The sequence below is a fragment of the Arthrobacter sp. efr-133-R2A-63 genome (assembly GCF_030209795.1).
GTDB classification, from domain to species: Bacteria; Actinomycetota; Actinomycetes; order Actinomycetales; family Micrococcaceae; genus Arthrobacter; species Arthrobacter bambusae_A.
Window position 1 is genome coordinate 77,099 of record NZ_JARVRG010000010.1, and the last position, 25,977, is coordinate 103,075.

The 25,977-nt window shown below is 65.5% G+C and carries 19 protein-coding genes and 1 tRNA gene; 8 read left to right on the top strand and 12 right to left on the bottom strand.

Annotated features, from left to right (window positions below):
- Positions 1 to 109 precede the first annotated feature (109 nt).
- The 3 genes from QRN45_RS05535 to glgP all read left to right on the top strand — a co-directional run bounded on the left by QRN45_RS05535 (position 110) and on the right by glgP (position 5,165).
- A tRNA-Ala gene (locus QRN45_RS05535) sits at positions 110 to 185 on the top strand.
- A gap of 741 nt (positions 186 to 926) precedes the next feature.
- Positions 927 to 1,934, top strand: coding sequence for a LacI family DNA-binding transcriptional regulator (locus QRN45_RS05540; protein ID WP_284762601.1), 1,008 nt, complete (start codon positions 927 to 929; stop codon positions 1,932 to 1,934).
- A 624-nt stretch (positions 1,935 to 2,558) separates the two neighbouring features.
- Positions 2,559 to 5,165 (top strand): alpha-glucan family phosphorylase, encoded by a 2,607-nt coding sequence (gene glgP / locus QRN45_RS05545; protein ID WP_284762602.1) that lies wholly within the window; start codon positions 2,559 to 2,561, stop codon positions 5,163 to 5,165.
- A gap of 71 nt (positions 5,166 to 5,236) precedes the next feature.
- On the opposite strand, the gene QRN45_RS05550 is transcribed toward glgP, so the two are convergent.
- Positions 5,237 to 6,361 (bottom strand): LacI family DNA-binding transcriptional regulator, encoded by a 1,125-nt coding sequence (locus QRN45_RS05550; RefSeq protein WP_284762603.1) that lies wholly within the window; start codon positions 6,359 to 6,361, stop codon positions 5,237 to 5,239.
- Positions 6,362 to 6,536: 175 nt separating this feature from the next.
- Here QRN45_RS05550 and QRN45_RS05555 point away from each other — a divergent pair, with 175 nt between their 5' ends.
- Positions 6,537 to 7,640 (top strand): Gfo/Idh/MocA family protein, encoded by a 1,104-nt coding sequence (locus QRN45_RS05555; RefSeq protein ID WP_284762604.1) that lies wholly within the window; start codon positions 6,537 to 6,539, stop codon positions 7,638 to 7,640.
- Positions 7,640 to 8,389 carry a ThuA domain-containing protein gene (locus QRN45_RS05560; protein WP_284762605.1) on the top strand — a complete coding sequence of 250 codons (750 nt, stop codon included), beginning with the start codon at positions 7,640 to 7,642 and terminating at the stop codon, positions 8,387 to 8,389. The genes QRN45_RS05555 and QRN45_RS05560 overlap by 1 nt, the downstream gene beginning before the upstream one ends.
- On the opposite strand, the gene QRN45_RS05565 is transcribed toward QRN45_RS05560, so the two are convergent.
- The 9 genes from QRN45_RS05565 to QRN45_RS05605 all read right to left on the bottom strand — a co-directional run bounded on the left by QRN45_RS05565 (position 8,382) and on the right by QRN45_RS05605 (position 21,361).
- A complete protein-coding gene (locus QRN45_RS05565) occupies positions 8,382 to 11,813 on the bottom strand; it encodes an error-prone DNA polymerase (protein ID WP_284762606.1) in 3,432 nt (1,143 codons plus the stop codon). The two genes, QRN45_RS05560 and QRN45_RS05565, sit on opposite strands and share 8 nt — an antisense overlap.
- 36 nt (positions 11,814 to 11,849) lie before the next feature.
- Positions 11,850 to 13,469 (bottom strand): DNA polymerase Y family protein, encoded by a 1,620-nt coding sequence (locus tag QRN45_RS05570; RefSeq protein WP_284762607.1) that lies wholly within the window; start codon positions 13,467 to 13,469, stop codon positions 11,850 to 11,852.
- Positions 13,469 to 14,125, bottom strand: coding sequence for a DnaE2-dependent mutagenesis accessory factor ImuA' (imuA', locus tag QRN45_RS05575; RefSeq protein WP_241710514.1), 657 nt, complete (start codon positions 14,123 to 14,125; stop codon positions 13,469 to 13,471). Before imuA' ends, QRN45_RS05570 begins: the two co-directional genes overlap by 1 nt.
- Positions 14,126 to 14,156: 31 nt before the next feature.
- Positions 14,157 to 15,911 (bottom strand): ABC transporter permease subunit, encoded by a 1,755-nt coding sequence (locus tag QRN45_RS05580; RefSeq protein WP_284762608.1) that lies wholly within the window; start codon positions 15,909 to 15,911, stop codon positions 14,157 to 14,159.
- A complete protein-coding gene (locus QRN45_RS05585) occupies positions 15,911 to 17,437 on the bottom strand; it encodes an ABC transporter substrate-binding protein (RefSeq protein ID WP_284762609.1) in 1,527 nt (508 codons plus the stop codon). Before QRN45_RS05585 ends, QRN45_RS05580 begins: the two co-directional genes overlap by 1 nt.
- 34 nt (positions 17,438 to 17,471) lie before the next feature.
- Positions 17,472 to 18,740 carry an MFS transporter gene (locus QRN45_RS05590; protein WP_284762610.1) on the bottom strand — a complete coding sequence of 423 codons (1,269 nt, stop codon included), beginning with the start codon at positions 18,738 to 18,740 and terminating at the stop codon, positions 17,472 to 17,474.
- Positions 18,737 to 19,543: an ABC transporter ATP-binding protein gene (locus QRN45_RS05595; RefSeq protein ID WP_284762611.1), complete on the bottom strand. Its 807-nt coding sequence runs from the start codon at positions 19,541 to 19,543 to the stop codon at positions 18,737 to 18,739. Before QRN45_RS05595 ends, QRN45_RS05590 begins: the two co-directional genes overlap by 4 nt.
- Positions 19,540 to 20,412 carry an ATP-binding cassette domain-containing protein gene (locus QRN45_RS05600; RefSeq protein ID WP_264636500.1) on the bottom strand — a complete coding sequence of 291 codons (873 nt, stop codon included), beginning with the start codon at positions 20,410 to 20,412 and terminating at the stop codon, positions 19,540 to 19,542. The genes QRN45_RS05595 and QRN45_RS05600 overlap by 4 nt, the downstream gene beginning before the upstream one ends.
- 97 nt (positions 20,413 to 20,509) lie before the next feature.
- The gene (locus QRN45_RS05605; RefSeq protein WP_284762612.1) at positions 20,510 to 21,361 is read right to left on the bottom strand and encodes a phosphotransferase; all 852 of its coding nucleotides are present in this window, start codon (positions 21,359 to 21,361) and stop codon (positions 20,510 to 20,512) included.
- A 75-nt stretch (positions 21,362 to 21,436) separates the two neighbouring features.
- Here QRN45_RS05605 and QRN45_RS05610 point away from each other — a divergent pair, with 75 nt between their 5' ends.
- From QRN45_RS05610 to QRN45_RS05620, 3 genes are all read left to right on the top strand, one after another.
- Positions 21,437 to 22,051 carry a cadmium resistance transporter gene (locus tag QRN45_RS05610; protein ID WP_284762613.1) on the top strand — a complete coding sequence of 205 codons (615 nt, stop codon included), beginning with the start codon at positions 21,437 to 21,439 and terminating at the stop codon, positions 22,049 to 22,051.
- 123 nt (positions 22,052 to 22,174) lie between these two features.
- The gene (locus tag QRN45_RS05615) at positions 22,175 to 22,696 is read left to right on the top strand and encodes a hypothetical protein (protein ID WP_284762614.1); all 522 of its coding nucleotides are present in this window, start codon (positions 22,175 to 22,177) and stop codon (positions 22,694 to 22,696) included.
- 60 nt (positions 22,697 to 22,756) lie between these two features.
- On the top strand, positions 22,757 to 23,128 hold the full coding sequence (locus QRN45_RS05620; RefSeq protein WP_264636496.1) for a sec-independent translocase: 372 nt from the start codon (positions 22,757 to 22,759) through the stop codon (positions 23,126 to 23,128).
- Between the two features lie 4 nt (positions 23,129 to 23,132).
- Here QRN45_RS05620 and QRN45_RS05625 read toward each other — a convergent pair whose 3' ends face one another.
- A complete protein-coding gene (locus QRN45_RS05625; RefSeq protein WP_284762615.1) occupies positions 23,133 to 24,854 on the bottom strand; it encodes an amidase in 1,722 nt (573 codons plus the stop codon).
- Positions 24,851 to 25,897: an agmatine deiminase family protein gene (locus QRN45_RS05630; protein ID WP_284762616.1), complete on the bottom strand. Its 1,047-nt coding sequence runs from the start codon at positions 25,895 to 25,897 to the stop codon at positions 24,851 to 24,853. Before QRN45_RS05630 ends, QRN45_RS05625 begins: the two co-directional genes overlap by 4 nt.
- Positions 25,898 to 25,977: the final 80 nt, after the last annotated feature.

Consider the following 25,977-nt stretch of genomic DNA (forward strand, 5'->3'; position numbering starts at 1 on the left):
TTGGAATTTTCGGAAATGCTGTTCTAAGATATTTGAGTTGCTTCGGAGGAATCCGAAAACTGGACGGGGTTTTCCGGCCAGTTCTCGGATAGTGAAGCAGCGAAAATATGGGGCTGTGGCGCAGCTGGTAGCGCACCTGCATGGCATGCAGGGGGTCAGGGGTTCGAGTCCCCTCAGCTCCACCATATTGACCTTATTCGAACCATCGACATCGTGGATGCCGTCGAGTAAGTGCTCGACGGTTACCAAAAGGGAACCACCAGATCTGGTGGTTCCCTTTTGTGTGTCACTGTGGGCCGCGTGGTGCGCTTGCGCGCGTTCGAGGGCCTCGGGCCGGCTAGCCCCGGCGATGAGCGACTGGTGGCCTGCGTGAGCGGCAGCCAGCGTCGCAACGGGTTCGGCCAGTAGCGTCCCTGTTATTTCTTCGTCTTCAACGAGGACTTTGACGAAGACTGCTTGGTTGAGCTGGCGGCGCTCCTGGTCGCTGGCGGCCCGGTAGAGGGCTTCCGGGTCCGCCAGTAGGTCCAGATAGGTTTCGAGATGGCGGGTTCCCTTTTCCAGATTGACGGTCGTTCGTGATACCAGCCCTTGGCTCAGTGCGACCATGTTCAACGAATTCCTTGACGACAAAAGCACCTGGTAGTCCTCCGCCATGGCCCGCGCGCGTACAGCCTCGAGTTGGGGAAAGCGGCGGGGGAGCGCCTGCTCGTGTTCGCCATTTTGTTTCGATTAGGCTCGTAGGACGCCCGCTCTTGAGGCCCTGCCTGGAACGTAGGTACATTTTCCGGGTACGCCTCCACCACTTTGCCAACCGATTACGGTTTACTATGAGGCATTACCGTCCGGCGGATTGCGGTCAATCGCGAGCCCACCGCCGACAAGTCACCGACAATGCAGGGGGATACTCCTTGGTAACCATGGCCGATGTGGCGCGGGCAGCAGGTGTCTCCAGGAGCACTGTGTCCTATGCGCTCAGCGGGGTCAGGCCGATTGCGCCCGAAACGCGGGAGCGCATCCTGCAAGCCATGTCCGAGCTTGGCTATACGCCGAACCTGCTCGCCCAAGGGTTGGCCGGCAAGCGGACCGGCATTGTCTCCTTGATTTTCCCGGTCGGGGAGCAGGGCATGAACACCACGGAGTTCGAGTACGTCCAAGGTGCTGCCGAGCAAGCGCGGGCTGATGGATACCATCTTCTTCTGTGGCCGATGGATCCCGACGACCTCGTCGAAATGCAACGGATCGTGGCCCAAGGGCTGGTCGATGGAATCCTTCTGATGGAAGTCAGGTCATTCGACGAACGGATTCCACTACTCCTGGAAACGGGGGTTCCATTCGTCACGATCGGACGGCCGGCGGACGCCGCTGGCCTGACCTTCGTTGACGCGGATTTTGAAGCCATGGGTGAGTCGGCAGTGTCGCACCTCGTCAGCCTGGGGCACACGGAAATCGGCCTTGTGACGCATTCGCGTGAATCCCTGGACACCGGATACGGCCCGATGGTCCGGTCCTGGGACGCCGTGGCAGCTTCCGCGTCGAGGCACGGGATCACTGCCCGGCTGTTCCCAACCACGAGTTCGCTTGCCGGCGGTCGCGAGGTGTTCGCGCAGATCCTGGAAGAATCTCCGGAGACAACGGGACTCGTGATGATCAACGAAGCGGCCACCGCAGGCCTTCTGGGTGCCGCTGCGGCCCACGGTTGGCGAGTCCCCGAGTCCCTCTCCGTTGTCGCGATCAACACCAGCGCCGGCTCCGCCGAGCGCTTCATGCCCGCACTCACGACGGCGTCCGCCGAACCCGGCGTCATGGGGCGTGAGGCGGCACAATTCCTTACCCGGAGCCTCAGGAGCGACTCCGCGGACGCCTTGCAGTGGCTCGCTGAACCGGTGCTGACGTTGCGCGGAAGCACCGCCGCGGTACGCGCCAGACAGCCGTAGAACAGCCTCGCGGTTCGGGTGCAATCCGCCAATTCGCGGCCTTCATGACGCGGTTCCAACACACGTGATTGTGACATTTGACACACCATTGCGCTGCCAACTACTGTCGAGCCATCGACCCGCGTCGACAAGGCGCGTCGACGAACGGCGATGAGATTCCTCCTGATACAAACAAGGCGGATGGTCACCGATCAGCGTTCCCGGAAGACTAAGGAAGTAAGTCGTGCTTGGAATCATTCGGTGCCGACGCCCGGAGTTGACGATGCGGTCGACGTCACGCAAAACGGAACGGGAAATCCCCGGCTTTCGCCGCGGGTCCACAAGCAACCGCGTCCCCTTATTCCCCGACGGCGAGGGCCCCGGAATAGTGCGTGGACGGAACTTGGAGACCGCCACCCGCTTCTGAGCTCCAGGACCCGTGCGCCTGCGAGGCCAATGGTGCCCGCGCAAAGCATGTAAGCGCTTGCCCTTCCCCGATGGCTTCCCGGAAGCCTCCTCGCCGCGCGCCCCAGTGGTCCCATTCCCAAGCCACCATCCCCCCATCATCACAACAACCTCTTGGAGGTACACCCCCATGGAAACGTTGACCAAAGCGGCCCTGTCCGCGTTCGAAGGTGGCCGGAAGTGAAAGCGATCCGACGGTTCACAGTCCGAACGGTTCTGCCGGACGCAATCGCCCCCTTGGCGCGGTTAGCGAAAAACCTGCGTTGGTCCTGGCATTTGCCGCCGCGTGAACTTTTCTCCGCACTGAACGCCGAGGCCTGGGAACGAAGCGAGCACGACCCCATGACCTTCCTGGGCCTTGTCAGCCGCGAGGAATTGCAGGAGCTCGCAGCGGACGGCGCCGTCGTCGAGCGTGTGCAGCATGCGGCCGCGGATCTGGACCGGTATCTGAGCGAGCCGCGCTGGTACCAGAGCCTGGGTGCGGATGCCCCGGCGTGCATCGCGTATTTCTCGCCCGAATTCGGCATCACCGAGGTGCTTCCGCAGTATTCCGGTGGCCTGGGGATCCTGGCCGGGGACCATTTGAAGGCTGCCTCGGACCTCGGCGTGCCGTTGATCGGCGTCGGGCTGCTGTACCAGGCGGGCTATTTCAAGCAGTCCCTGTCCCGCGACGCGTGGCAGCAGGAAACCTACCCGGTCCTCGACCCGGACGGCCTGCCCCTGACACTGCTGCGCGAGGAAGACGGTTCGCCGGCCCTGGTCACACTTCCATTGCCGGGCGACCGGACGCTGCGCGCGCACATCTGGCGGGCCGACGTCGGGCGGGTGCCGCTGTTGCTGCTCGATTCGAACGTTCCGGCCAACGACGACGCCGCGCGCGGGATCACGGACCGCCTCTACGGCGGCGGGGGGGACCACCGCCTGCAGCAGGAGTTGCTGCTGGGCATGGGCGGGGTGAAGGCGCTGCGCGTCTACCAGCGCCTTACCGGCACCCCGGCCCCGGAAGTGTTCCACACCAACGAAGGCCACGCCGGGTTCCTGGGCATCGAACGGATCCAGGAGCTCATGTCTTCCGAGGCTCCGCTGAGCTGGTCCGAGGCCCTCGCCGCCGGGCGGGCGTCCACGGTGTTCACCACGCACACCCCGGTGCCGGCGGGCATCGACCGTTTCGAGGCCGTGCAGATCCGCCACTTCTTCGACGCGGGCCTGGCCCCGGACGTCCCGGTGGAGAAGGTCCTGGACCTGGGCCGGGAGAACTACGACGGCGGCAACCCCGCGGTCTTCAACATGGCCGTGATGGGCCTGCGCCTGGCGCAGCGGGCCAACGGCGTGGCCAAACTCCACGGAGTGGTCTCCCGCGAGATGTTCTCCGGGCTCTGGCCAGGCTTCGACCACTCCGAAATCCCCATCACCTCCGTCACCAACGGCGTCCACGTACCCACCTGGATCGATCCGAAGATGAGCCGGCTCGCCGCAAAGTACTTCGGCAGCACCGACGTGGATGCCACCGGTTGGGACAAGATCTATGACGTCGATGATGCCGAGCTGTGGGCCCTGCGAGGGGAGCTACGTTCCGCCTTGGTTGACGACGTACGCAAGCGCTTGCGATCTTCGTGGAAGAAGCGTGGCGCGGCTGATGCCGAGTTGGGCTGGACGGACACCGTGCTGGACCCGGACGTGCTCACGATCGGTTTCGCCCGGCGCGTGCCCACCTACAAGCGCCTGACCCTCATGCTCCGGGACCCGGCACGCCTCAAAGCGCTCCTGCTGCACCCGAAGCACCCGATCCAGCTGGTCATCGCCGGCAAGTCCCACCCGGCCGATGACGCCGGCAAGAAGATGATCCAGGACCTGGTGAAGTTCACCGACGACCCCGCCGTCAGGCACCGGATCGTGTTCCTGCCCAACTACGACATCGCGATGGCGCGGACCCTGTTCCCGGGCTGCGACGTGTGGCTGAACAACCCGCTCAGGCCCCTGGAAGCCTGCGGGACCTCCGGGATGAAGGCAGCCATCAACGGCTCCCTGAACCTCTCGGTCCTGGATGGCTGGTGGGATGAGATGTACGACGGCGAGAACGGCTGGGCGATCCCGACCGCGAACAACGACGCGTCCCCGACCGAACGCGATGACATCGAAGCCGCCGCGCTCTACGAGCTCCTGGAAACCCAGGTGGCCCCGCGCTTCTACGGCTCCACCGTCTCCGAACACGCCGGCGCGGCCGGGCCTTCGCAGACCGGCCCGGAAGCCGTTCCGACGCACTGGGTGTCCATGATCAAGCACACCCTGGCCCACCTCGGCCCGGCCGTCTCGGCCGACCGCATGCTCCAGGACTACGTCAACACCCTCTACCGTCCGGCGGCTGTCGCTGGCAGGCAAGCGGGAACGGCGTCGTTCAAGGAAGCAAAGGAACTCGCGGCCTGGACCAGCAAGGTCCGCGACGCCTGGCCGCAGCTCATCGTGGAACACGTGGACTCCGTGGGCGTCTCCGAAGAACCCCAGATCGGGGACACCCTCCAGGTCAACGCCTACATCGCCCTCCACGAACTCACGCCCGAGGACGTGTCGGTTGAAGTGGCGTATGGGCGGGCCCAAGACGGAGACGAGCTGGAGGAAGTTGCCCTGGTCGAGCTGACCGAAACGGAGGACCTCGGCAACGGTCGCCACCTGTTCACCGGGTCCATCCTGATCAACCGCTCCGGATCCTTCGGCTACACCGTCCGGGTCTTCCCGAAGCACCCCTCCCTGGCGTCAAAGGCCGAACTGGGGCTCATCGCGAACGCCTGAAAGTGCGCGCCCCCGCTGCCGTTCGGGCAGCGGGGGCGCGTTTCGTTAAAGCGGTGCCCGCCCAGCGGGAGTCAGCAGCAACCGCAGCTTTCCCGCACCACAAGCTCCACGGGCAGCTCTTGGGCCACGGGCGCGGATCCGGGATTGGCGATCTGGTGGATGAGGATGCTGGCAGCGGCGCGTCCAAGGGCGATCATGGGCTGCCTGACGGTGGTGAGCGTGGGGCGGTTGACGCGGCCGGCCGCCAAGCCATCGAAACCCGTCACGGCAATCCGTCCCGGCACGTCCACTCCGGCCCGTTCCAGGGCATCCAGAAACAGGAGCGCCTCGGCATCGACGGAACAGACGAGCGCGTCAGGAAGTGCGGCCCCTGAGAGCAAACGCTGGATGGTCGCGTCCGCGTCTTCGGCGAGATTGACCCCGGAGTTCAACGTACCGCGCGCGTCCCGCCCCGGCGCGGGCAGCGTTTGGGTGTCCAACCCCGCCCCTGCCATGGCTTGGACGTACCCGGCGAAGCGCTGCTCACGGTCCGGCGAGCCGGACGGGCCGGCAAAGGTGATGGCCCGGTGTCCGTGGTGGTGGATCAAATGGTTCGTGAGGACCCGCATGCCTTCGGTATTCTCCACGGAGACCCTGTTCAGCCCTGTCTCTTCCGGCGGTTCGGCCAGCTCCACTACGGGAATCCGTTCGGCGATCCGCCGCAGGACCTCGACCGGAAACGTGTTGGGGAACACCGCCAGCCCGTCCACGCGGCCGGCAATGTCGTTGATGTCCGCCTCGGATCTGGCGCCACCACCCTCGCCCACCATGAGCACGAAGCCACGCCTGCGGCATTCCATTTCAACGCCGCGCTGCACCTCGTCGTGATAGAGCGGGAAGAGGCGAAACTCGTCATTGGCGTCGTCGGAGAACAGATCCCGGGGCAGGAGCGCGTCCGCCTCGCCGTGGACGCGGGCCGCTCCGGCGCCTGCACGGTTGAAGTAGTCGTAGGAGAAAAGGCCGATTGCTCCTGTCTTCCCCCGGGCCAGCCCCCTGGCGCTGGCACTGGGCAGGTATCCGAGTTCGCGTGCGGCGTCCATCACCAGTTTCCTGGTGGATTCGCGCACCCGGTGCGGCTGGGTAAAGGAGAGCGATACCGTCGCAATCGAGACGGCGGCGCGCTCGGCGACGTCGTAGATTGTTGGTTTCCTGGCCATGGCGACTCCTTTTCCGGCCCCCAGTCTAGGGGCATGCGGCTTGGTGGCCGTTCGTGGCGTGCCCGGATCCGGAAACGTCGAAAAAGTCGAAGCGCTTAAGCGATTGACGCCCTCTGGGGCCCATGAAAGCGTATTTATTGGCTCCAACCCGAGATCACTGAAAGACAGGAATTCCGTGGGCATTCAGCAGGAAGCAACGGCAGCACGCCTCAGGGTGGGCGTTGTGGGCATCGGATGGGCCGGTCAACAGCACCTAAAGGCCTACAGCGCCATCGACGGTGTGGATATCGTCGCTGTCGCCGGGATGGAAGAGGATCTCCTCGCCCAGATGAAACAGGAATACGACATTCCGCATGCTTTCGCGCGCTGGGAAGACCTGATCGGGCTGGAAGGTCTGGATGCCATCAGTGTCGCCGTTCCGACCTTCCTGCACGCTCCGATTTCCATAGCCGCACTGGAGCGCGGACTGCACGTGCTGAGCGAAAAACCACTGGCACGCAACGGTGAAGAAGGACGCGCCATGGTCGAGGCGGCCCGGAAGGCCGGCCGCGTCCTGGATGTTGCGTTCAACCACCGCCGCCGCGGCGACATCCAAAAACTCAAGAGCATCATCGACGAAGGCGGACTCGGACGTCCGTACTACGCCAAGGGTTCCTGGCTGCGCCGCGCCGGCATTCCTACCCTGGGCAGCTGGTTCACCAATCCGGAGCTGGCCGGCGGCGGTCCGCTGGCTGACATTGGAGTCCACGTGCTGGACTACTCGCTCTACTTATTGGGCGAACCCAAGGTCCTGTCCGTTTCGGCGCAGACGCACTCGGAACTGGGGCCGCTGGGCCGTGGCGGCAGTGCCCGCTACACAGCAGGTCCCGCGAGCCACAAGTTCGACGTGGAGGACTTCGCCACTGCCTTCATCCGGCTCGCAGGCGGCGGCACCTTGATCCTCGAGGCGGGTTGGGCCAGCTACCGCGAGGTGGACGACCTGCTTGACTTCACGGTCTACGGGACCGACGGCGGTGCCGAACTGCGCGCCGTCGGGGCCCCGCTTCAGCCGGTCGGCAGCCTGAGAATCTTCGCGGAGAAGGACGGCGAAAACGCCGATTACGAGCCCGAAGCGATCCCAGGCCTTGCCCACCAGGCCGTCGTCGACGACTTCATCGCCGCTGTCCGCGGTGGGGAGACGGTCTGGGGACTGCACGACGGCTCGCTTGCCCTGAGCCGGGCCCTCATCCTTGATGCCTGTTACAAGTCCGCCGTCGAACAACGCGAAGTGGTGCTCTGATGACCGACAAGAAGCTGAAGATCGTCGTCTGGAACGAAGCCGTCCACGAGGCCCGCAACCAACCGGACACCATGGCGGACATGTACCCGGACGGCATCCACGGTGCCATCGCGGCCGGCTTGCGGGGCTTCTACCCGGATGCCGACATCACGACGGCGACCCTCGCCGATCCCGAACACGGCTTGGATGAGGAAACTCTTGCGGCCACCGACGTCCTGCTCTGGTGGGGGCACATCGCGCACCACGACGTGAGCGACGAGGTCGTGGAACGGGTCCAGCGTCACGTCCTCGGCGGGATGGGACTCGTGGTGCTGCACTCAGGGCATTTTGCGAAGATCTTCACCCGGTTGCTGGGCACCACGTGTTCGCTCAAATGGCGAAACGACGGCGAACGCGAACTGGTGTGGACGGTCAAGCCATCGCATCCGATCGCGGCCGGCGTCGAGAGCCCCATCCTGATCCTCGAACAGGAGATGTACGGCGAACTCTTCGACATCCCGGAGCCGGACGACCTGATCTTCATCAGCTCGTTCGAAGGCGGGGAGGTGTTCCGCTCCGGCGTGACGTTCTCCCGCGGCAAGGGGCGGATCTTCTACTTCAGCCCCGGTGACCAGGAGTACCCCGTTTACCACCAGCCGCAGATCCAGAGGGTCATCGCGAACGGCGTGGGCTGGGTGGCGCAGCCCGATCAGTTCCGGGATGCCCCGGCAGTGAGCAACCCGGCCCGGGACTGGTTCCTGGCTACCTGAAATCCCGGGAGTTGGACTTCGCCGCCAGGACCAGGGATTCCAGCTTGTCCGCCACGAGGTTGGTGACTCCTTCCGGCGATCGTTCGAGGAACCCGCGGACGATCAACGCGGATGATTCGCGGGCGACGCGGCGATGCCTCTTCCAGAGGCCAACGCTGCAGATGACGTTGAGGATCCCGCTCTCGTCCTCCAGATTGACGAAGGTGATCCCTTGCGCGGTCTGGGGGCGTTGGCGGTGGGTCACGACGCCGGCCACTTCAACACGGGTGCCGGACTCGACCTGGGAGAGCCGGTCCACCCGCAGCACCCCCCTGGAATCCAGGTTTCCGCGCGCATGGCGCATCGGGTGGTCATCGGTACTGATGCCTGTGGCCCACATGTCGTAGGCAACATTTTCCAGGGGGGAAAGCTCAGGCAGCAGCGGCGGCTGGACGGCGACATGGGTCCCTGGCAACTGTCCTTCCCGCTCGAGCGCGGCATCGCCGGCCTGCCACAGTGCTTCGCGGCGGTTCATCCCCAGCGAATCGAGTGCGCCGGCGGATGCGAGTGCCTCCAGCTGGTCCGCGCTGAGGCTTGCGCGGCGGGACAGATCGGCCATGTCCCGGTAGGCGCCATGTTCCTCGCGCTCGGTGACGATGCGCTTCGCCACCTCGGCGCCGATGGACGTGACGCCGTCGAGCCCCAACCGCACCGCGCGTGAGCCATCCCGCCGGTGCAGGTGGTCTTCGGGTGGTCGATCCTGCTGGAAGAGGCCGATCTCCGGCTGATGGAACTCCAGGCAGGAATCCATGCCGCCCACCTGTCCCGTTTCAGTCCTTCCAGCCTCGTCGAGCACTTCGAGGGTCGCCTCGGCCAGGGAATGCAGTACATCCGGGCGCAACACCTGGACCCCGTGCCTGCGGGCATCCGCGACGAGGGTTTGCGGAGAGTAGAAGCCCATGGGTTGCGCCCGGAGCAGGGACGCGAGGAATGCGCCGGGATAATGGAGCTTCAGCCACGAGCTTGCGTAGACCAACACAGCAAAGCTCAAGGAGTGCGATTCCGCGAAGCCGAAGTTCGCAAAGGCCTGGATCTTGCCGTAGATGGCGTCGGCGTCCTCCTTGCTGATCCCGTTGGCCGCCATTCCCGCATAGAGCTTGGCCTCGAGCGACTCGATCTTCTCCCGGCCGCGTTTGGAGCCCATCGCGCGGCGGAGCAGGTCCGCGTCCTCGGCAGTGCAGCCGCCCACGGCAACTGCCATCTGCATCAGTTGCTCCTGGAACAAGGGCACACCCAAGGTCCGCTTGAGCACTGGCTCCAGCAATGGATGGAGATACGTGACTTTTTCCGTGCCTGCGCGGCGCCGGATGTACGGGTGAACGGCGCCTCCTTGGACGGGACCCGGGCGGATCAGCGCGATTTCGACCACCAGATCGTAGAATTTCCTCGGTTTCAGCCGCGGCAGCGTGCTGATCTGGGCCCGTGATTCCACTTGGAAGACCCCGATCGAGTCGGCCCGGCAGAGCATGTCGTAGACGGCCGGTTCTTCCCGCGGGATGGTTTCGATGGTCCAACGCTCCCCGAAATGCTTGTCGATCAAATCAAAGGAGTACTGCAGGGCGGCGAGCATGCCCAAGCCGAGGAGGTCGAACTTGACCAGGCCCATCCATTCGCAATCGTCCTTGTCCCACTGCAGGACCGTGCGGTTTTCCATCCGGGCACGCTCGATGGGTACCACCTCGCCAACAGGCCGTTCGGTGAGGACCATGCCGCCCGAGTGGATGCCCAGGTGCCGGGGGAAGCCCAAAATTTGATCAGCAAGGTCCAGGACCGGAGCCGGGATGTTGTTGGTTTTGCCGTCGCTGAGATCTCCCCAGTGATCGAGCCGCTTGGACCAGGCGTCCTGCTGGCCCTGGCTGTAGCCGAGCGCCTTGGCGATGTCCCTGACGGCGTTCTTCGGCCTGTAACTGATGACATTCGCTACTTGGGCCGCGTTGAATCGTCCGTATTTGCGGTAGACGTACTGGATGACTTCTTCCCGCCGGTCCGAGTCGAAATCGACGTCGATATCCGGTTCTTCCTCGCGGAGGCTGGAGAGGAAACGCTCAAACGGAAGGTTGTAGAAGATACTGTCGACGGCGGTGATCCCCAGCGCGTAGCAGACGGCCGAGTTGGCCGCGGAACCCCGGCCTTGGCAGAGGATGCCGCGGGAACGCGCAAACTGCACGATGTCGTGCACAATCAGGAAATAGCCGGGGAAGTTCTTCGCCTCGATGACTGCGAGTTCCTGTTCGATCCGGCGATGGACCCGTTCGTCGGCGTCCGGATATTTGTCCTTGATGCCTTCTTCGACAAGTTGCCGCAGCCAGGTGATGAGGCTGTGCCCGGCAGGGACATCAAGCTTGGGGAGCTTCGGGCGGGCTGCCCTTAACTGGAACGCAAGCTCGTCAGCGATTTCGACGGTCCGTTCGACCGCGCCGGGATAGCGGGCGAACCGTGCTGCCATCTCGGAACCGCTCCGCACATGGGCGCCGCTGCTTGCGGGCAGCCAACCGTCCAGCTCCTCCAGGCTGCGGCGTGCCCGGACAGCCGCCATGGCAGTTGCCAGCGGAAATCCCTCCGGGGACGCATAGTGCACGGCGTTGCTGGCGATGAAAGGCAGGCCTGCGTGCTCGGCAATCCGGACGAGGGCGTCGTTGTGGCTGCTGTCGAGGGGATTCCCGTGATCAAAGAGCTCCACCACCACGTTTTCCCGCCCGAATCTCTCGATCAGCGCGTCCACCTCAAAGGCGGCTGCTTGCTCGCCGTCGCGCATAAGGGCCCTCCGGACAGAGCCTTTGCGGCATCCGGTGAGCACCACGCAGTGGTCCTTCAGGGAATGCGCCAGCGCATCGAGGTCATAGATGGGGTGGCCTTTCTCGGCATCCGCGGCCAGATGCGCGGCGGTCATCGCCCCTGCCAAGCGGTGGTAGCCCTCTTCCTGGCGTGCTAGGACGAGCAAATGGTCGCCTTCGGGGTCGGCTTCGCCTTGTTGGGGTTTGCTGAGCCCGAGCGACAGCTCTGCGCCGAACACGGTTTTCAGCTCGTAGGCTTCGGCGGCCTCCGCCATTCGCACGATCCCGTAGAAGCCGTCGTGGTCGGTCAGTGCGAGGGCATGGAGGCCAAGCCGGACTGCCTCCTCAACCAGTTTCTCGGGTGACGAGGCGCCGTCCAGGAAGCTGTAGTGGGAATGCGCGTGCAGTTCGGCATAGGGCACGACGCCGGCACCCGCCTTGGACACAACCCTTGCGGGATCGAGGGGGACCGGACGGTAAGGCCCGCGTTTCCTCGACCAGGCGGGGCTGTCGCCGCCGTCTCCTGTGGCCTTGCCGATCTCCGGCACGCGCCGGTCTGAGAGCGTGCGTTCGAACTCCGACCACGGGATCGATGGGTTGTTCCAAGCCATCTTTGCCTTCCTGCCTAAGGTTTCAGTGTCTGGTGTTCAGTCGTAGCGGGCCTCTGCCCACCAGTTCTGCTCGTCCAGGAGAAGGAGCCAGGCCTCTCCGTTTCCGTCCACAAGCTGGAACCGGTCCGCTTCGAGGCGGTGGTCGGCGTCCCACCATCTCTGCCGCAGCGGCCAGGGGCCGGCCCACTGAGCTACGAGCCGGCGTCGTGCAGGGTCTCCTCCGGGACAGAACCACATGGGCGGGGCAAGCAATCCGCCACGGTGGTCTGTACGGACTTTTTCCTTGTTCGCATCAAGAAGCAGGACAGGGATGAGGGAAGCGAACACCGTGGCGGGCTGCGGGTCTGGAATCCTGCCGGGCCACGGTCTGGTGGCCAGGGCGGCCGCTCCCGCGGGCAAGGCGTCTCCCCAAGGAACCAGGCGGCGCCGTTCGGCCAGCAGCCGGCCTCCGGAAATCGCGGGCACTACGACGGCTTCATGTCCCAGCATGCTTTGGATCCGGCTGAGTCCATGATGAATCTGTTCCTCGGCTCCGTCTCCGAAGAGCGCCCGCCCATGATGGGCGATGGAATCCACCCGGACGGGGACGAACTCGACCCGCGCGACCGGTGACGACAGCCCGCCGCGGGCCATGCCGGCGTCGTGCGTTCCGCCGTGGGCTGTTTTATCGCTGGCCTGGGCAGGGGGCTGCGACTGAAGCTGCCAACGCACCCTGTCCACGACGTCGCTGGCCGTGAAGTGGCGGGGGTGGCCCCACGTCCGCTCGGAGCGGCTCCCTGCTTCGTCAGTGATGAGGATCCTCAGCTCCGTGCAGACCAGGCCTTCCGTCTGCACCCCGGCCACGAAGGCGTCTGCCGTGGCGCGGAGCTGGAAGGCGAGTTGGTCTACCCGGTCCAGGCCGGGTTCGAAGTCCGCCCGTTGATCCAGTTTCCGCGGGGGCGTCCGGGGGACCACCTTGCGGGGATCCTGGCCGCTTGCCAGGGCGTGCGCAGTGATTCCGGCAGCCCCGAAACGGGCCCGGACATCTGCGACGGGAAGATTGGCGAAATTCCCCAAAGTGAAGACGCCCAGGCGTTTGAGCAAGGAAGCCAGTTTCGGCTGGCCAAGCACCTCCACCGGGAAGGGGGCCAGGAAATCCCGGGAAGAACCCGGCGGGAGCACAAGAACGGCAGAGAGTTCGCTGGTGCTCCGGGCTGCTTGCTCGGCGGCAAACACGGAATCGGCGATCCCCACCCTTGCCTCCACGCCGAGGCGGTCCGCCGATTCAAGCACGGCACCCGCGGCCGCTTCTTCTCCGCCGTAATACCGGGCAGCACCCTTGGCCCGGATAGCGCAAAGGCCGGGGCGAAGCACTTCCACTCCAGGAGTCCGTTCCTCAAGGGAGGAGACCACAGGCTCGAATTCCCTCGCATCCCGCGCTGGATCAACGGCACACACCACCAGCTCAGGGCAGCGGGTCTGCGCTTCCCTGAGCCGCAAGCCCCGGGCCACTCCTTCTGCCCGGGCTTCCGCGGAGCAAGCAGCTATGACACCTTTGCCTATGACTGCCACGGGTACATCAGGCGGCAGGGCATCTGCCAAACGGGCGGCGACAAGGGGCCAATCCGGGAACCATGTCACCAAGGCGCGCACCGGGGTTTCGAGCTGAAACAGCATCAGGCTCCCATCCGATGGCGGGACAGATCCACCGGACCGCTGTCCGTCAGATCCACGGAGGCCCTGCGGGAACTACCCCGCAGGGCGACCTCGAGCTCGAGCTCCTGCTTGGAGAGATGTCCATGGCCCTGCCCGAGCCCTGCCCACTCATATCCATTCACTTGCAGGACGGCTTCACTCTGCGGCCATGGTCCCAGGACAAGAAGGACGGCACTCCGCTCGCGGAGCCTGGCTCCCAAGCGTGCAGCCTCGGCGGGTGCGACTCTTTCCGGGGCATGCGCAAGCACCACCGAGAGCACGTCCGCCATGGCGGCGATCACCTGCGCCCAATGGGTCCCGGGATCAGGCACCAGTACCAGCCGGTCGAGCGCAATGCCGAAACCCGCCGCCGCCTCGACCCCGAAGTCCGGCAGTCCGGCTACCCCGCACCATGAGCCATTGCGTGACGGCCCGGCCAACAAGGCCATGGCAAGCGACATGGATCCCTGTATGGAGTAGGCCGCACCCGGGCGCAACCCGCCCGGGAGGAGCCTGCTGAGCGAGGGGAGCACTGGCAGTGAGCGTTCGCTTCCGCGCTTGCCCTGCATGAGGTGGATCTGCGCCTGCAAGTCATCGCGCAGCGAAGCCGGCGATGCGGAAGACAGGCGAGGAGGCATACTTCAATTTTCGAACATATATTCGAATGAGTCAATCGGGACTACTCCAGGGGCTTCCCTTTGCCTGCGCGCGCGACCACGTCACGCTGGACAGTGAAACTGCCAGGATCGAGGCGAGGATCAACGCCGACGCCGGGGCGGCGACAGCCCAAGGGGCCCGCTCCACGTAGTTGATTCCTTCAGCGAGGATGAGGCCCCACTCGGGGGACGGCTGATGAGGGCCGAGGCCCAGGAATCCCAAGGCGGCCAAGGCGAGCGCGATTCCCGGTACCCGGAGCATCGAATGCCTGAACACCGGGCCAAGGATGGCCGGGAGGATGTAGCGCCAGAGGATGCGGACCCTTCCCACGCCCAGGACCGGAAGGATCTTCACATGGGGTTGTGCCCTGGCCTCCTGTGCCAAGGCCGCTGTATGGGCGGCCAGGGGTGCCCAACTCACCAAGGTGACGGCTATTGCTGCTCCTTCGGCCGAGGGGCCGGTCATCACGGCAACGATCAGCCCGGCCAGGACGGGCGGAGCGGCGTTGGCTACTTCCAGCGGACCGGTGGCCGCGAGCGGGAAGAGCCCGACGACGATCCCGATCACAAGGCAAGCCAGCACCACGAGCAAAGCCGTCCCCAGGGTGGACACGGCGCCATGCCCCACCCGGGCAAGGAGATCCCGTCCGCTGGCATCGGCACCGAAGGGCAGTTCGAAGCCCGGGCCGGCAAGCCGTGCATGGCTCGAGGTGAACGGATCGCGAAGCAAGCCCGCGGCGACGATGAGCAGCAACGCTCCCGCCGCCACGAGCGGAACGGCGACATCCCGCCGTCGTGGTCTTCCCGGCGAGTCCGGAACCGGAACTGTGCCCGAGCGTAGCGCCGCTCCCACCAGAAGGTATCGGACCGCAGCACTGAGGGAACCCGCCCCGATCGCCAGCATGAGAAGGGCCAGGACTCCTGCCTGCAGCGCGGGTATGTCCTGGGCGCTCGCCGCGCCCAGGACCGCGCGGCCCAAGCCGGGAACCGCGAAGACCTTCTCCACCGCAACCGCCCCGCCGGTGAGGCCGATGAGGACAAGCCCGATCTGGCTCATCACCGACGGCAACGCCCGGCGGAGAACCGCCGCGGTGAGCCTGGCGGGGCTTGCTCCGGCCATCGCCCACGTGGCCACCCATTTTTCGGCGAACGCCAGGCTGGTGGCGTCGGAAAGCAGCCGCCCGATCAGCCCGCCGGCAGGCAGGCCGAGGGCGAGTGCCGGCAATACCGCATGGTCCAGGCCCTGCCAGCCATAGGGCGGAAACCAGCCCAGCCACACGGCACCGACGACAAGGAGCATCGCCGCCAGGAGGAACTCGGGAAGGGCGGTCATGGCCGCCGCTACGACGCCGGACCCCGGCCCGGGGTTCCCGGCCAGGCCCCGCATCACGGCAGGAACGCACAGCGCGGTGGCCATCACCGTTGCAACGGCCACCGCGCATGCCATCAAGGTGACGGACACTCCGAGGGTTTCCACGGTGCCGGGGCCGACCGGCGTATTCGTAATCCAGGAATTTCCCATGTCCCCGCGCAAGACGCTTCCTGCCCAGTCGAGGAAGATGTGTACTGGTCCTCGATCGAGTCCGAGTTCCGCGCGGATCATGCCCAGCGTCTCATCGGTCGCTTCCCGGTCGGCGTACCGGGCCCGCAGGATGGTGTACTCGGGGCGCTGTCCCGAAAGCCAGGGCAACAGCCCGATCAGCACCACTATGGCGAGGAGCGCCAAGGCCCGGGAAGCCGCGGTTTTGATGAACGCCGGGCCTGGCATCAGCCGGCGATTCCTGTCTTGCTGGTGATCAGGGCGCGCTCGCGGGGATCACGTTCGACGTTCCGGATCCTGGCCGATTCGCCTTGGATGACGCGCTCGTGCAGCAGCGGCACGGCAGCATCCTTCGAGAGGATCAGTGCTTCGGCGGCGGCAATTGCCGCCCGGCGCTCCGGGCCTGCGGGGATGGCTGCGGCCTTGCCCAGTGCTGCGTCCACCTCCGGATCGCAGAACTGGGAGATATTGAAGGAGCCTTTGCAGGAGAAGTCGCTGAACATGTAGGCGACAGGGTCGCCGGAGTCGAGGACCGTTGCCCGGGACAGGATGAAGGCGTCGAACTTGCCGGCCAGGGCGTCCGCCTCGATGTGCTGGTACTCGCGGACTTCCTGCTCCACGATGAAACCTGCAGCTTCGAGTTGCTGCTCAAGCTGCACGGCGACCTCGGGCAGTTCGGCGCGGTCCGTGAACGTGCCGAGTTTGATGCGGCGGCCATTGGCAGGTGCCGCTTCCGCCCGCTTCTTCAGCGTGTCGGCATAGGAGGTGCCCTGCCGCTCCTTCGCCGCCCAGGGAAGGGCCGGGCCCAAGAGGCCCTCGGCGATGTCCGCTCGTCCCTCGTAGACCCGTTCGACAAGGGCGGCCCGCTCGACCGACGCCCGGGCCACTGCCCGGACCGACGGATCCGCGAAGGGGCCCGTCTTGGTGTTCAGGTAGAGGGTGTTGGTGCGGGGCATGGGAACTTCGTGGATCAAGTCCGCCTTGACCTGGGCGACCTGGCCTACGGGAATGGCCTCCACGACGTCGGCAGTTCCGGTCCTGAGCGCGGCAGCGCGCGCGGTGCCGTCCGGAACGTACTGGACGTCGACGCCGCTGCTCGCCGCTTTCTCTCCCCAGTAGTCGGCGAAGCGGTTCAGCGTTGCCGAGCTGGTGCCGTCCGCGGACGCCAGGACATAAGGGCCCGTTCCGGCGTTGATGGGGCTCACGACCCCGCCTGGCTTGTAGGCGGATGCGGCGAGGATGGAAAGCTGGGGGCTCGAAAGCCGCTGCGGAACCAGCGGGTCGTCCGTTTGGGTGGTGACGACAACGGCGTTCCCGCCGTCCGCACGGACGCCCAGCTGCACGCCGTCGAGGATCCGCGGCTTGGGCTTCGCGTTGGCCGCCGCCGTCAACGATGCCGCCACTTGCTCGGCCGTCAGAAGCGTCCCGTCATGGAATTTCACCCCTGTGCGCAGTTCGAAGCGCCAGTTCCTGCCGTCCAGTTGCTCCCAGGCCGTTGAAAGCGCCGGCTGCGCATCGCCGAGCGCATCGAGGACAACCAGCGTCTCGGCGGTCTTCCAGCGTGAGAGTTTGAAGGCGTCGTCGCTCAAGGGAGTAAGTCCTGAACGGGGTGGCTGCAGCATGGCTACTTTGATTCGGGAGTCGGTACTGCCGGCCGATGATGCGTTGCCTTGGGCGAAGCAAGCGCTGAGGGCGGCGGCCATTGCGGTGGAGAGGAGTATCGCCGTCATTGCTTGTGGGCGTGGAATAGCCATGGATTGGTGCCTTCTTTCGTGGGTGTGAGTGGATCTAGGCGGGGTGGAGTTGTTGTGTGCGCGGCGCCGGAACGGGTGCCGCAAGGAAGCGGTGGATGAGTGCCGCGGAGGCTGCCGCGAAGATTGCCGACACCAGCCACGGAGCGGCCGCGGCCAGGGATGGTGTGGTGGCCTGTTCATAGAGGGGAGCAAGCGCGACATTGCCGAGCAGAACCATCGTTCCGCCGCAGCTCGCGAGCAGGCCGTAGTAGGCGCCGGTGGGGCGTCCTGCGGCATATTCGAGGACCAGATCCATGGCAACGGGTGCCACGCACATGTGCCCGAGGGCAAGCGCGGTAACCAGCAGGAACGCCGGCAGCGCAGGGAATACAGCGGGTGCAGGAAGCACGGCCATGGCTGCAATTGCCACGAACCCCAGGCCCTGGACGGCAAATCCCACGGCAAGTGCTGCGCCTGGGCCTTTCCGTTTCATGAGCCCCGCGATGGGCCATTGCAGGGTGATGGTCAGGATGGATGCATAGGCGAAAACCGCGGAAAGTGCCCCCAAGCCGGCGTCGCTCCGTTCCAGTTCGATGGGTAGGCCGAAATAGAGCTGGTTGTAGGCAAAGAGGTTGACGCTGTAGAAAGCCGCGAAGGCGACGAAGCGCTTCTCCCTGAGGCAGGACCAAGCGTCCGACGGCGGTGCGGCGCCCGGGTGCTTCGCGGACGGTGCGACCGCGCTCGCCGTAGTTGCTGGAAGGAACGCGTTGAAGACCACGGCCATCACGGCAAAGACACCCGACCCGGCGAGCAGTGCTGTGTCGAAGCCGGTCTGGAGCAGGATGGACCCGAGCAGGGGACCCGCTACCGCCCCGACTTCTCCGAAGATGACCAGCAGCGCAAAAAGACTGGTCTTGCGGGGCTGAAGGGCGGCTCGTCGTTCTTCGGCCCCGCCCACAAGGCTTTCCAGGGCGGGTGAAAAGAGGGCGCCACCGACCCCCGTGATGACGGCTCCCAGGAGAAAAAGGGGGAAGTCCGAAGCCCAGATCAACAGAAGGTACCCGGAAATCCTGGCCAGGCATCCGGCGATCATGACGGGCCGCGCTCCCCAACGATCCGCGGCGGCGCCGCCCACGAAGAACAATCCTTGCTGGGCGAAGGTGCGGGCCCCGAGGACGATTCCCACGGCCATCGCGCCCATGCCGAAGTCCTCGCGCAGGGAAACCGCCAGGAAAGGGACAACGGAGTAGAAGCCAAGGTTGAAAATGAGCTGGCTGGCCAGCAGGAGCCGCGGCATGGGCTCCGCGCGGGGGTTCCCGTTCATGCCCTGTCCTTGTGGTCTTCTTTGTGCCTGCGCAGACGGGGGATGGAGTTGACGAGCTCCCCGGCCTCCCTGGTCTGTGGCTTGGCGTACACGGCGTCGGTAGGCCCTTGTTCCACGATGCGTCCCTCGGAGAGAACGAGGGTCCGGGAGCACAGCCGGGCGACCGCGGCCAGGTCATGCGAGACAAACAGGAGCCCAAGCCCGTCCCGATGGACCAAATGCTCCATGAGGTCCAGGACGGTGTTCCTGAGCGGAAGGTCGAGCCCGCTCACCGGCTCGTCGGCCAGCAGGACGCTCGGAGCGGGGACCAGCGCCCGCGCAATGGCCACGCGTTGGTTTTGGCCGCCGGAGAGTTCCCGGGGTCGACGCGTAAGCATGCCCGGATCGAGATCGACCCGCTGCAGCGCATCCAGGATCATCCGGCGGTGGTCTCCGTTGATGCGCAGTTGCCTCAGGGGCTCCAGGAGAAGGCGTTCCACGTTCATCCCCGGGTCGAGGCTCGCTGCCGGATTCTGCGGGATGTATTGCACCGCGCGGCGGTACCACCTCAATGACGATGCCGGGCCGGGCGCCACCGGAGTGTCGTTGAACGTGACGGTTCCGGCGTCCGGCTTCTCCAAAGCAAGCAGGATCCGCAGGAGCGTCGATTTTCCGGCCCCCGAGCCACCCACCAGGCCGAGGCTGTCTCCGGCAGCAATCCTGAGGGACACGCCCCGCAATGCGGGCCGGGACTGGCGTTGTGCCAGGAGTCCTCTGCCGGGGTAGCTGAGGCCCAGATTGGAGGCACTCAATACTGCATTCATGCCGTGGCTTCCCGGGGGAGGGCATCGAAGCCGGCATGGGCTGCTTCAACCAACTGCTTCGTGTAGGGGTGGCGGGGCCGCTCCACCAGCGCTTTCATCGATCCCTCTTCGACGATCCGGCCGGAACTCAGGACAAGGGCGCGGTGGCACAATGCCGCTGCCACGGCTAGGTCATGCGTGATGAACAACATTGCGGCCGCGGATCCGGAACGTCCGGACGCAGGGCTGCTCGGCTTCGAATGCATCGACCGCGAATACGAGGTCAAAGCCTCGAGGACCTTGGCCTGGTTGACCATGTCCAATGCAGTGGTGGGTTCATCCGCCACCAGGACGGAACTATGGCAAGCGAGGGCTAGCGCGATGCAGACCCGTTGCAGCTGACCGCCCGACAATTCGCCGCTGAAGCTCTCCATGGTCCGCCCGGCTTCCGCTATTCCTACCGCCTCAAGCAGCTCACGTGCCCGTTTCCGGGCCATGGAGCCTGAAAACCCACCATGCCGCAGCGGGATCTCCAGCTGTTTGCCGAGGTGCACCAGGGGATTGAGGGCCGACATGGGGTCCTGATGTATGGCGGCGATCCCGGCGCGGCTGCTTCGCCTGCGGGACAACGGCACGTCCACACCATTGATCAGCAACTCCCCGGAAAAACTCATCGTGGCCGGAAGCTGTCCCAGGAGGGCCGCCGCGGTCAGGGACTTGCCTGAACCGGAGGCTCCGAGAAGCGCCAGTCTTTGTCCCGGGTCAATAGCGAAACTGACTCCGTCTATCAAGGCGCGTCCCCGGAGGGACACCCTCAAATCTCGGACCAGGAGGGCAGGGTGCATGGCGGACTTTCGGGTAGGAGCGATGATGAGTATTGATGCTATCAATACTCATTCTCATTAAGCGAAATAATGACATGCGTTGAGCCTTGCTCCGTGCCATGCGCGCGACGATTCCCTTAGTCCTGCGTCGCCCCGACCAGGCTTAGCGGCTCGTTATCGCGGCATGGAGAGCTGCGGCGTTTTCGGCGAGCCATGCCTGGCGGCGAAGAATCTTGTCCCCGACGCCTTCGTCCCACATCCGTTTCCAGCCGCCCCCCTTGGTGAGCGCCCGGTGCCTCATCAGATGCCAGGAGCGGTCTGCGGCGTTCCGGGCCACGTGGACTACCTTGGCGCGGTCAGCAGGACCCAGGCCATAGGCGTCCACCAGCACGGCGGCACGGGAGGCGGCGTCGACCCCGCGCATGACGGGATCGCGGTCGGTGACGGGCATCCAGGCGCCCCACCAGAGGAGTAAGTTCGCGACTTCTTCAGCCCGGGTCGCGGGGCGCAGGAGATCGAAGTCGATCAGGGCGACGGCGGTGCCGTCCCGGAAAACGACATTCTCCGGGGTGATGTCCATGTGGGCGAGGAATGTTGCCGGTCCCGCGATCGAGCCGGGGCACCCAAGGGGATCAGCGCCGTCGTGCGGGTACGCCCAGTCCGGTACCCCAAGCGGCTGCACGGCGTCATCGTAGGCCCGCACCAAGCGCGCGACGCTGATGGCGCTCGATTCGTCGGCGACCCGGCGTGGCCAAGGGCGGCCGGCGGCGTCGCCGGGAACGAAACTCAGGGTGTCCCTGCCGCTTTCGTCGATGCCGAGGAAGCGCGGCGCCCCCTGGAAGCCGGCCGATTGGAGGAAATCCAGGACGCGGCGGACCCGCGGAGAAGCGTCGCTCGCAGGGCGCCGCACTGTATCGCCCACCCGGACGAGCCCCTCCGTCACGTCCCCGCCAAGGAGCGGAACGGCAGGTTCCGGCTGGCCACACTCGACGTAGGGACGGGCATCGGTATCCATCGTCCGATGCTGCCACGGCCCGGTCGATGGCGCCAGCCGGTGCGGTCCGGGCAGGAGCGCCTGCTTCAAGCGGTAATGTCATCAGCGATGGAAGATCTGGGCGGCACCGTACTGACAGCGGCTGGAGCCTTTGCCGCGACAAACCTCGACGACCTGCTGGTCTTGTCCGTTCTTTTCTTGTCGGCCAGGACCCGGACGGTGCCAAGACTCTGGAGAATCTGGGTAGGCCAGTACATCGGCATCGGAATACTGACCGTGGTGGCGGCCGCGGCGGCATTGGCGCTCACTCCGGTCCCGGTTGAGTGGGTGGGTTTCCTCGGGCTGGTGCCGCTCGCTTTGGGGTGCTACGCCTTGCTCAAGGTCGCCCGCCCGTCCGGACATCCACCGAAGCCGCGCTCGCTGAACGTGCCCGTGGTTGTCGCTGTGACAGTAGCCAACGGTGGAGACAACATCTCGGTATACATTCCGCTTTTCCGCTCGCTGGGGCCGGCGGCCTCGGTGACGACGGGGCTCACCTTCGCGGTGATGGTGGCGGTGTGGTGCACAGCCGGCTTCTGGCTGACAGCGCACCCGAAGGTGGGTGTGCTCTGCCGCCGGGCTGGAAACCGGGTTATTCCCGTGGTGTACATCGCCCTCGGGATCACCATCATTGTCCGCTCCGGAGTCGTCGCCCTGCTGGTGCAGCCCTGATCTGCACGTAGCGTGCAGGTTTCTCCCATTCGGAAGTGATATGACTGCGGGTGGGTTTCAACCGGAAGCGCGCAGGAGGATTGGCAGGGTATGTTCCGAGGTTGGTTTGTTGTAGGCGCTCTGGTGGTGCTCTTCGTGGCGGCGGCTGTGTTGGGGTTCGGAGCCATCTTCCGGGCCAAGAGTGTGGCGGCACGGATTGACGCGGCCGCGGCGGGGCTATTGGCCGCAACCATGGCGGCGGTAGGGCTCGGATGGGCCCCGCTAGGTGTCGTCCCCTTGGGAGCAGCGATTGGCCTTGTCTTCCTCCTTTTCGTCATCAGAATCGTGTACAGGAGCTCGGGTCCCGGCGAGGCGGGGCGATGGTCCGCCATCTACAACGCCCTGGTGGCGGCGCTTTCGGGCTGGGTGCTGCTTTCCGCGTCGAGCGGAGCCGGATCGGTGTCGGATCATCCAGGCCACCAATTGGGCATCATCCTTGCCGACATCATGGGCGCCCTGCTCATGATTTTCGCCGCCACCGGGTGGGTGCTGGGCACCTTCGCGATGCCGGCCGAGAGCAAATCGCACGCCGTTCCTCGATGGAAGGGCATGCGCGAGGCGCTGATGGCTGCTGGACTTGCCGTCGCGTTGTTCGCGATATCCTAGCCCGATCCACCCAGCCCGGCACCGCCCTGAACGACCGGGTGGTGGCTTTAGAATGGAGCCATGATCGATATTTCGGTCGAGAAGATTGCCCTTCTCCTGATCATTGCCGTGTTGGTCCTTGGGCCGACCAAGCTTCCAGAGTATGCAAGGAAGCTTGGTCGGCTCATCCGCGAACTGCGGCGCATGGCCTCCGGCGCGCAGGAAAAGCTCCGGCAGGAGCTCGGCCCGGAATTCGAGGACATCGATTGGCGGAAAATGGATCCACGCCAATACGATCCTCGCCGCATTATCCGTGAAGCCCTCCTCGAGGACGAACCGCTGCCTGAGCCTTCCATCCCAGCCCAAATGCAGCATCCTGTACAGCCTCCCGCCCGCCCGGTTATGCGGCTGGCGGCCGGGCAGAAGGCCCCTTTCGACGACGAGTCCACCTGATCCGTCAGTCGAGGCGCGGTGTGCGCGGGGGAGCGGTACGACGCTCGCCTGTTGCTTCGAAGGCCGCAGCCAAGGCGAGCAGTGCGGTGTCGTCATAGGCGCGCCCGGCGAACGTGAGCCCGACGGGCATGCCGATATCGCTCATGGTTCCCATCGGCACTGTGACGGTCGGGATTCCCAGATGCCGCGGAACGAGGTTGCCGTTGGCCACCCAGACGCCGTTGCGCCAGCCAAGATCGGCTGAGGATTCGTTGATGTCCATGTCCGCCGGTCCGACGTCGGCGGCGGCGGGGAAGATGACGGCGTCCAGCTTGAGACCGTCCATCCATTCCTCGAGGTCCACCCGCCGGGTCTCTTCGAGTCCGCGCAGGCCTTCTTCGAGGAACGGGATGTCGGTGACGGACGCGACCCGACGCGCGCGGATGTGCGCGGGATAGTCGGCGATGTCGTCGTCGAAGCCGTCATAGCGGTCCGGAAGCGCCCCTTCCGGGTGCGGGAAGATCGCCCCGCCGTCGACGTCGGCCAGGCTGTTGAGCGCCGGGTCGCCGTTTGCCGAGAGGAAATCGTCCCAGGCCCACGCCGAGAGATCGACTATTTCCCGCCGGAGGAACTCCGGGCTCACCAGTCCGCGGGTGGCTATGGTAGGTGCGCCCGGGCGGTCGCCTTCGTAGTTGGAGACCACAGGGAAGTCCACCAACACCACCTCGGCACCGGCGGCTTCGAGGTCGCGCCGGGCAGCCTCCCATAGGTCCATCACCGAATCGCGCGTCCGGATTCGTTGGCCCGTGGGGCCGCCGATGCCCGGAGTTTCGCTGGTACCGGCCTCGAAGTCTGCGTTGATGTACATGCGCGGCACTCCGAGGCGTTTCCCCTTCAACGGCGAGCGGGCGCCGTCGAGGTCGGATGGTGCCAGCGCCGGATAGGAAGCCGGACGGACCCTTGACGCGGCCGGGACCTCCACCCACGGCTGCGCACGCCAGAAGTCGCCGCGGGTTTCGGCGTCGTCGGCAACGATGACATCGAGCAGTTCCAAGAGGTCCGCCATGGAGCGCGTGTGGGGGACCACCACATCCATGGTGGGGACCAGCGGCCAGTTGCCACGCACTGAAATGACTCCGCGCGAGGGGGTGTAGGCGCACAAGGCATTGTTCGACGCCGGTGCGCGGCCACTTGACCAGGTCTCCTCGCCCAGGCCGAAGGCTCCGAAGCTCGAGGCGGTCGCGGTTCCCGAGCCGTTCGAGGATCCGGATCCGAAGGCCGCGGTGAGGAAATCGCCGTTGTAGGGGCTCTCGGCGCGTCCATAGACGCCGCGCTGCATGCCGCCGTTGGCCATGGGTGGCATGTTGGTCAGGCCGATCAGCACAGCGCCTGCCGCGCGGAGGCGTTCGATGGTGAAGGCATCGCGTTGGGCGATGAGGTTTTCGAAGGCGGGGGAGCCCGCGGCGGCCGTGAGCCCTTTGGCCAGGTAGCTGTCCTTGGCAGTGTAGGGAATGCCGTCGAGGGGCCCGAGGACGCTGCCGTTTGCCCTGCGTTCGTCGGAGGCCCGGGCATCGGCGAGCGCTTCGGGATTCATCACAACCAAGGCGTTCAATGTGATGCCGTTGCGGTCGTAGGCGTCGATGCGGTCCAGGTACGCCTGGGTGAGTTCCTCGCTGCTTACCTCGCCTGTCTCCAGCGCTGCACGCAACTGCGCAATGGAGGCCTCGACGACGTCGAAGCGGCTCATCGTGCAGCCGGCCTGGTGAGCGTGGGCTGCTGTTGCGTGATGCAGTGGATTCCTCCGCCCCTGGCAAGGATTGGCCGGGCGTCCACGGTGACGACGCGGCGGCCCGGATACGCCTCGGCCAGGATTTCCGCGGCCAAGGCGTCGGCCCGTTCTTCGCCGTAGCCGCACGCAATCACGCCGCGATTGACCACGAGATGGTTGACGTAGCTCCAATCGACGAAGCCTTCTTCATCGCGCAGGGTCTCGGGTGCGGGAAGCAAGGTGATCTCGAACGGCTTGCCTGTGGCGTCCTGTTGGGTTTCGAAGAACCGTTGGAGGGTGCGGCTGACCTCGAAATCGGGGTGACCTGGATTGGTCTGCGAGTGCAGCAGGACCCGGCCTGGCGAAGGAAGTGTCGCCACCATGTCGATGTGGCCGCGCGTACCGAGGTCTTCGTAGTCACGAGTGAGTCCCCGCGGCACCCAGACGGTGTGGGTAGTGCCCAGCGTGCGTGACAGCTCGGCTTCGACGCGTGCCTTGTCTGCAGAGGGGTTCCGGCGTGGATCCAGTTGGACGGTTTCGGTGGCGAGCACGGTTCCTTCACCGTCGACGTGGATGGCGCCGCCTTCGTTGACCAGCAAGGAAGTAACCAGTTCCGCGCCGGACGCTTCGGCGACAAACCGGGCCATGCCCGCGCTCTTCTGCCATTCGGACCAGGCCGGTGCGCCCCAGCCGTTGAAGATCCAGTCGACTGCGCCCAGCACGCCGGGACGTTCGTCGTCGACGACGAAGGTGGGTCCGACGTCGCGCATCCAGAATTCGTCGAGGGGAGCCTCAAGCTGTTCGATCCCGGCGCCCAGCATCCGGCTGGCCCTGTCCCGTTCGCTGGGGTCGACCACCATGGTGACGGGCTCGAACTCGGACACCGCGTGCGCGACGGCGGTCCATGCCGCATACGCTTCTTCCGCCGACGCGGCGTCGTCGCCCAAGGTCAGGCCAGTGCGGGGGAACGCCATCCAGATGCGCTCATGGGGTGCGGTTTCGGCCGGCATTCTCCAGGCCATGGAAGCCTCCTCTGTGTTGGTGAGGTGAAAATTGTTATTGATCGCATGATCAATAACAGGAAAGCTACTTTAGACTGGTC